Below are 7,934 nucleotides of genomic sequence, written 5' to 3' on the forward strand. Positions count from 1 at the left end.
ACAATGGAGGAAAATATGGCTGATAAAAAAACCGTAACACCTGAAGAAAAGAAACTTGCTGCTGAAAAGCATGTAGATGGTTTAGTACAAAAAGCTTTAGTTGCGCTAGAAGAAATGCGTAAATTAAATCAAGAACAAGTTGACTACATCGTAGCAAAAGCATCTGTAGCTGCCCTTGATGCGCACGGAATTCTTGCTCAGCACGCAGTAGAAGAAACTGGACGCGGTGTGTTTGAAGATAAGGCAACAAAAAATTTATTTGCCTGCGAACACGTAGTTAACAATATGCGTGGTGTCAAAACAGTTGGAGTTATCGAAGATGATCCAGTTACAGGTTTGACTAAGATTGCTGAACCTGTAGGTGTTATCTGCGGTATCACTCCAACAACAAACCCAACTTCAACAGCTATTTTCAAATCATTGATTGCTTTGAAAACACGTAACCCAATCGTTTTTGCCTTCCACCCATCAGCGCAAGAATCATCAGCTCACGCAGCACAAATCGTTCGTGATGCAGCAATTGCAGCTGGTGCTCCTGAAAACTGTGTTCAATGGATTACAAAGCCTTCAATGGAAGCAACTGGAGCACTTATGAACCACGAAGGTGTTGCAACTATTCTCGCAACTGGTGGGAATGCTATGGTTAAAGCTGCATACTCATGTGGGAAACCAGCTCTAGGGGTAGGTGCCGGGAACGTTCCAGCCTATGTAGAAAAATCAGCTGACCTCCGTCAAGCTGCTCATGATATCGTTATGTCTAAATCATTTGATAACGGTATGGTCTGTGCGTCAGAACAAGCAGTTATTATCGATAAAGAAGTTTACGATGAATTTGTAAAAGAATTCAAGTCATATCACACTTATTTTGTAAACAAGAAAGAGAAAGCTCTTCTTGAAGAATTCTGTTTTGGTGTGAAAGCTAACAGCAAAAACTGTGCGGGTGCTAAACTAAACGCAAACATCGTTGGTAAACCAGCTGCATGGATTGCGGAACAAGCTGGATTCAGTGTTCCAGAAGGAACAAATATCTTGGCTGCAGAATGTGCAGAAGTAGGACCAAAAGAACCATTAACTCGTGAAAAATTGTCACCAGTTATTGCAGTTCTAAAAGCTAAAGATACTGAAGATGGTCTTAAAAAAGCACGTCAAATGGTTGAGTTCAACGGGCTTGGCCACTCAGCAGCTATCCATACAAAAGATGAAGCTCTTGCTAAACGCTTTGGTACAGAAATCAAAGCAATGCGTATTATCTGGAACTCTCCATCTACTTTCGGTGGTATCGGTGACGTATACAATGCCTTCATTCCTTCATTGACACTTGGATGTGGTTCATATGGTCACAATTCAGTTGGTGATAACGTGAGTGCAATCAACCTTCTAAACATCAAGAAAGTAGGGAAACGTAGAAATAATATGCAATGGTTTAAAGTTCCTTCAAAAATTTACTTCGAACGCAATTCTATCCAATACCTTCAAACCTGTGAAGATATTGAACGCGTTATGATCGTCACAGACAAATCTATCGAAAAACTCGGTTTCGTTCAACGTATTATTGACCAATTGAACAAACGTAGCAACCGTGTAACTGTCCAAGTCTTCTCAGATGTTGAACCAGATCCAGATATCACAACCGTAGAACGTGGTACTGAAGTGATGAGAGCATTTGAACCAGACACAATCATCGCTCTTGGTGGTGGTTCACCGATGGATGCTGCTAAAGTAATGTGGCTCTTCTACGAACAACCACAAATCGACTTCCGTGACTTGGTTCAAAAATTCATGGATATCCGTAAACGTGCCTTCCGCTTCCCATCACTTGGTAAGAAAGCGAAGTACATCGGTATCCCAACAACTTCAGGTACAGGTTCAGAAGTAACACCATTTGCCGTTATCTCTGATAAGAAAAACAACCGTAAATATCCATTGGCTGACTACTCATTGACACCAACGATTGCGATTGTTGACCCTGCTTTGGTTGAATCAGTTCCTGATTTCATCGCAGCTGATACAGGTATGGACGTGTTGACTCATGCTACTGAAGCTTACACCTCAAACTTCGCTAACGATTATACAGATGGTATCGCGCTTCAAACAATCAAGCTTGTCTTTGAATGGTTAGAAAAATCAGTTAAGACAGCAGACCCAGAAGCTCGCGAAAAAATGCACAATGCATCTACAATGGCTGGTATGGCCTTCGCTAATGCCTTCCTTGGTATGAGTCACTCAATGGCCCACAAGATTGGTGCTGTTCACCATACTGTTCACGGACGTACAAATGCAATCTTGCTTCCATACGTTATCCGCTACAACGGTACTCGCCCATCTAAGACTACTACATGGCCTAAATACAACTACTGGAAAGCTGACGAAAAATTCCAAGATATTGCTAGAATGCTTGGCTTGCCTCACTCAACTCCAGAAGAAGCAGTTGAAGCTTATGCCAAAGCGGTTTACGATCTTGGTGTTGCAGTAGGTATCAAGATGAACTTCAAGGATCAAGGAATTGATGAAAAAGCTTGGAAAGATAGCTTGCATGAAATTGCTTTGCTTGCATATGAAGACCAATGTTCACCTGCAAACCCACGCTTGCCAATGGTAGCTGACATGGAAGAAATCATGGCAGATGCTTATTATGGTTATGCAAAACGTCCAGGACGTCGTAAATAATAGATTATCAGCCTAGAGACAGGGGAAATCCTGTCTCTTTTTTGATTATTCATGAAATCAAAAGGTTTATAAGGAAATATAATAAAATAGAGTGAAGGCTTTTACTATGGTGTCTTAGTAAAATAAGTGGAATTGAAAAGTATAAAACTAAAGTGAAAATCAACGCCCGTACTTGCAATTTAACTTAAATAGTTATATAATAAAGTTGTTGAAAGGTGATTTGTAGTGATTCAAGTTACTCTTTTCACAATAAAATTTTTCATGATTTTCATAAGGAGGAAATCACTAATGGTAGTTAAAGTTGGTATTAACGGTTTCGGTCGTATCGGACGTCTTGCTTTCCGTCGTATCCAAAACGTAGAAGGTGTTGAAGTTACTCGCATCAACGACCTTACAGATCCAGTTATGCTTGCACACTTGTTGAAATACGACACAACTCAAGGTCGTTTCGACGGTACTGTGGAAGTTAAAGAAGGTGGATTCGAAGTTAACGGTAAATTCGTTAAAGTTTCTGCTGAACGCGATCCAGAACAAATCGACTGGGCTAACGACGGTGTAGAAATCGTTCTTGAAGCAACTGGTTTCTTTGCTACTAAAGCAGCTGCTGAAAAACACTTGCATGCTGGTGGTGCTAAGAAAGTTGTTATCACTGCTCCTGGTGGATCAGATGTTAAAACAGTCGTATTTAACACTAACCACGATATTCTTGATGGTACTGAAACAGTTATCTCAGGTGCTTCATGTACTACAAACTGTTTGGCTCCAATGGCTAAAGCTCTTCATGACAACTTCGGTATCGTTGAAGGTTTGATGACTACTATCCACGGTTACACTGGTGACCAAATGGTTCTTGACGGACCACACCGTAAAGGTGACCTTCGCCGCGCTCGTGCTGCTGCAGCTAACATCGTTCCTAACTCAACTGGTGCTGCTAAAGCAATCGGTTTGGTTATCCCTGAATTGAACGGTAAATTGGACGGAGCTGCTCAACGTGTTCCTGTACCAACTGGTTCAGTAACTGAATTGGTAGCAGTTCTTGACAAGAACGTTACTGTTGATGAAGTAAACGCAGCTATGAAAGCAGCTTCTAACGAATCATACGGATACACTGAAGATCCAATCGTATCTTCTGATATCGTAGGTATGTCATTCGGTTCATTGTTTGACGCAACTCAAACTAAAGTTCTTGACGTTGACGGTAAACAATTGGTTAAAGTTGTTTCATGGTATGACAACGAAATGTCTTACACTTCACAACTTGTTCGTACTCTTGAATACTTCGCTAAAATCGCTAAATAATTCCTGAGTCAATCAAAGCAAGGCCGACTGGCCTTGCTTTTTGCTTATAATAAAAATGGATGATGAAATCATCCATTTTGTTTTAATTCTCTTTCAAATGTATCTGATAGCCCAGTAAAGCTTAATTTTTTTAAAGTTAGAGGGTGGATAAAGGATAGCTTAAATGCGTGAAGCATCAGTCTGCTAGTTTTAGAATGTGGGTTGTAGAGGGGATCTCCGAGGATTGGGTGCCCGTGGTGAGATAGATGGACTCGAATCTGATGAGTTCGTCCTGTTTTCAATTTACAGCGAACGAGACTGGTTTTGTTTTGGAATTGCTTCAACCGAGTTACTTGGGTTTCAGCGCATTGACCGTTTTTCTGGTCAACTATCCGTTTTCTACGATCATGGCGATTGCGACCGATTTTGTCTCGAAAGATAAGTTCTTTAGACTCTATTTCACCGGCCGCCACAGCCCAGTATTCTCGGGAAATTTCTTTTTTCTCTAATAATCGGTTTAGGATGGGGAGTATGAATGGATTTTTAGCAAATAGTACGAGACCACTCGTTTCCTTATCTAGCCGATGAACAACATAGCAAGTTTGACCCACATAAGCGCTGACATGATTTAGAAGGGCAATCTCATCAGGCTGATTCCCATGTGTTTTCATACCTTCAGGTTTATTGACGATAATTAAATGTTGGTCTTGATAGATTTCTTTTACAAGTTTGGGGTCTCCCGGAGTAATTTCTTTTACAGGATAATCTTCCTCGTCAAAAATCAATTGACATTCATCTCCTGCTTTGATAGTTTGGTGCCAGTGAACCTCTTCTTGATTAATGAGGATATGTTTTTTAATCCTCAAAAAATGACGTATTTTTCGAGGGATTAACAGTTGTTCTTCCAGAAACAGCTTGACCGACATTTCAGGCAGAGAATCGGGGATAGTAAAGTTAAATTTCATACAGATATTGTAACAAAAATTAGTTTATTTGGACAGGGGGATTAGCTAAATTCTTGTCTTCCTATGGGGAAGATGATAAAATAAACGCATGAAATTAGATACATTATTTGAAAAATTTCTTTCTTTATTTAAAAAAGAAGAATCTGAAATCGAAGAAACAGAAATAAATGAAATTGAACAAGAAGATAGTGAGTCTGGTAATTTACGACGTTCAAGAGCAGGGCGAAAGAAAGCTGGCTCGGTTGGTCCTATTCGAAAATTCTGGCGCCGATATCATTTGACAAAAATCTTTTTGATTCTTGGGCTCAGTGCAAGCCTGTTTGTTGGAGTCTATTTATTTGCCCTAGCAAAATCGACAAATGTTACAGACTTACAAAACGCTTTAAAAACTCGTACTCTGATTTTTGACAGAGAAGAAAAAGAGGCAGGAGCCCTGTCAGGGCAAAAAGGGACCTATGTCGAACTTCCTGAAATTAGTGAAGATTTGCAGAATGCTGTTATTGCGACAGAAGATAGAAGCTTCTATAAAAATAGTGGAATAAACTATGGCCGTTTTTTCCTAGCTATTCTAACAGGTGGTCGTTCAGGTGGTGGTTCTACAATTACTCAGCAGTTGGCAAAGAATGCCTATCTTTCACAAGATCAAACTGTGCAGAGAAAGGCCAAAGAATTCTTTCTTGCTTTAGAATTAACCAAAAAATACAGTAAAAAAGAAATTCTAACCATGTATTTGAACAACGCCTACTTTGGAAATGGAGTTTGGGGTGTTGAAGATGCTAGTAAAAAGTACTTTGGAGTTTCAGCTTCTCAATTAACGCTTGATGAAGCCGCCACTTTAGCAGGTATGCTTAAAGGACCAGAGCTATACAACCCTTTGAATTCAATTGAAGGCTCTACTAATCGCAGGGATACTGTTTTGCAAAATATGGTAGCAGCTGGCTATATTGATAAGAATAAAGAAGCAGAAGCTGCGGGTGTTGATATGGCATCTCAACTTCAGGATGCTTATGAAGGGAAAATTTCAGACTACCGTTATCCTTCCTATTTTGATGCAGTCGTTAATGAAGCAATTGAAAAGTATAATCTAACTGAAGAAGAAATCGTTAATAACGGTTATCGAATTTATACGGAATTGGACCAAAATTACCAAGCTAATATGCAGGTCATCTATCAAAACACCTCTCTCTTTCCGACGGCAGAAGATGGAACTCATGCCGAGTCTGGTAGTGTAGCTTTGGAACCAAAAACAGGAGGAGTACGTGGAGTTGTTGGCCGTGTGGCAGGTGCTAACAAACCTGGTTTCCGAAATTTCAACTATGCAACCCAATCCAAAAGAAGTCCAGGTTCCACTATTAAACCTTTAGTTGTATACACACCAGCAGTCGAAGCAGGGTGGGCTTTAAATAAAGAGTTGGATAATCATACTATGGAATATGGGAACTACAAAGTTGACAACTACGCAGGAATTAAAACGTCACCAGAAGTTCCAATGTATCAAGCTTTAGCTCAATCTTTAAACCTTCCTGCAGTAGCAACGGTCAAGCAACTTGGTATCGATAAGGCTTTTGAATCAGGCGAAAGATTTGGGCTTGACTTGGCAAATGTTGATCGTGTGTTAGGAGTAGCTCTGGGTGGTGGTGTGGAAACAAACCCGCTACAAATGGCACAGGCTTATGCAGCATTCGCAAATGAAGGTTTGATGCCTGAAGCGCATTTTATTACTCGAATTGAAAATGCAAGTGGGCAAGTAATTGCTACCCATAAAAATTCTCAAAAACGAGTAATTGACAAGTCAGTAGCTGACAAAATGACCAGTATGATGCTAGGAACTTTTACAAATGGTACAGGAGTTAGTTCTTCGCCTGATGGCTATGTTATGGCTGGGAAGACTGGGACAACGGAAGCAGCATTTAATCCAGTGTATACAAGTGACCAATGGGTAATAGGGTATACGCCTGATGTAGTAATTAGCCATTGGCTTGGTTTCCCAACTACGGACGAGAACCATCATCTAGCAGGATCGACTTCGGATGGTGCGGCGCATATTTTTAGAAGTATGGCTGAAACACTTCTCCCCTATACCCCAGGAAGCACTTTTACTGTTGAAAATGCTTATAAGCAAAATGGTATTGCACCTAAAAATGTTCGAAATCAAGCAAATGAAAGAGGTAATACACAATCAAGTGATAACATTGCTGACATTCGAGGCCGGGCTCAGAATCTCATCGATGAGGCGGGACGAGCAATTTCAGATGCTAAGATTAAAGAAAAAGCACAAACAATCTGGGACACAATAGTAGACTTGTTCCAATAATCCTTATATGAAATGGCAAGAATAATATCTTGCCGTTTTTTGTATCCTGAAATGACTGAAAATGTATCTAAAAGGCATGTAACCATTCCAAAAGCTTGAGCTTAGATAAGTAAAACAACAAAATAAAAGTAAAGATCTCTACAATATATAACTCTGCTATACTGTATGTAGAAAAGGAGAGTAATGATGTTAGAAAAAAGTTACCAAGAAGTAAAAGCTATCGTACACAAGTGTCGGAAAGAGTACTATCTTCATTTATGGGAAATAGAAGATTGGGATCAGGAAGGAATGATTTGTCTTCATGAATTATTGGAAAACTATCCAGAATTCAAGAAGAAAAAAGATAAACAATTCTATATCTACTTTAAAACAAAATTCCGAAATCGAATTTTAGATGCTATTCGAAAGCAAGAAAGTCATAAAAGAAAATTGGATCGGCAAGTTTATGAAGAAGTGAGTGAGATTAGTCACCGGTTAGGTGAAGGGGGGCTATTGTTGGATGATTCCTACGCCCTCCAAGATATGCTGAAGAGCTATCAAGCTGGATTAGGAAAAGAGAAACTGGAGCATTTCGAGCGATTGTTAGCAGATGAACGCTTTAAAGGTAGAAAAGCAATGCTTAAAGAACTGCGATTTATCCTAAAAGATTTCGAACCAAAGTAGTAAAAACATTCGAAAACCAGTTGACAAGATTCTAAAAGTGGGTATAA

Annotated in this window: 5 protein-coding genes; 4 read left to right on the forward strand and 1 reads right to left on the reverse strand. The window is 39.7% G+C overall.

Annotation, left to right across the window (positions count from 1 at the left end):
• Positions 1-15 precede the first annotated feature (15 nt).
• On the forward strand, positions 16-2,667 hold the full coding sequence (gene adhE, locus HMPREF3237_RS01840) for a bifunctional acetaldehyde-CoA/alcohol dehydrogenase (protein ID WP_070888633.1): 2,652 nt from the start codon (positions 16-18) through the stop codon (positions 2,665-2,667).
• 288 nt (positions 2,668-2,955) lie between these two features.
• Positions 2,956-3,966 carry a type I glyceraldehyde-3-phosphate dehydrogenase gene (gap, locus tag HMPREF3237_RS01845; RefSeq protein ID WP_000260673.1) on the forward strand — a complete coding sequence of 337 codons (1,011 nt, stop codon included), beginning with the start codon at positions 2,956-2,958 and terminating at the stop codon, positions 3,964-3,966.
• A gap of 68 nt (positions 3,967-4,034) precedes the next feature.
• On the opposite strand, the gene HMPREF3237_RS01850 is transcribed toward gap, so the two are convergent.
• Positions 4,035-4,910, reverse strand: coding sequence for an RluA family pseudouridine synthase (locus HMPREF3237_RS01850; protein WP_083327655.1), 876 nt, complete (start codon positions 4,908-4,910; stop codon positions 4,035-4,037).
• Between the two features lie 88 nt (positions 4,911-4,998).
• Between HMPREF3237_RS01850 and pbp2a the strand changes: the two genes are divergently transcribed.
• Together pbp2a and HMPREF3237_RS01860 are read left to right on the forward strand one after the other, a co-directional pair.
• Entirely contained in the window at positions 4,999-7,224 is a 2,226-nt protein-coding gene (gene pbp2a / locus HMPREF3237_RS01855) for a penicillin-binding protein PBP2A (protein ID WP_070888635.1), read from the forward strand.
• 183 nt (positions 7,225-7,407) lie between these two features.
• Positions 7,408-7,887, forward strand: coding sequence for an RNA polymerase sigma factor FliA (locus HMPREF3237_RS01860; protein WP_006144748.1), 480 nt, complete (start codon positions 7,408-7,410; stop codon positions 7,885-7,887).
• Positions 7,888-7,934: the final 47 nt, after the last annotated feature.

The organism is Streptococcus sp. HMSC34B10 (genome assembly GCF_001839505.1).
Lineage (GTDB): Bacteria > Bacillota > Bacilli > Lactobacillales > Streptococcaceae > Streptococcus > Streptococcus peroris.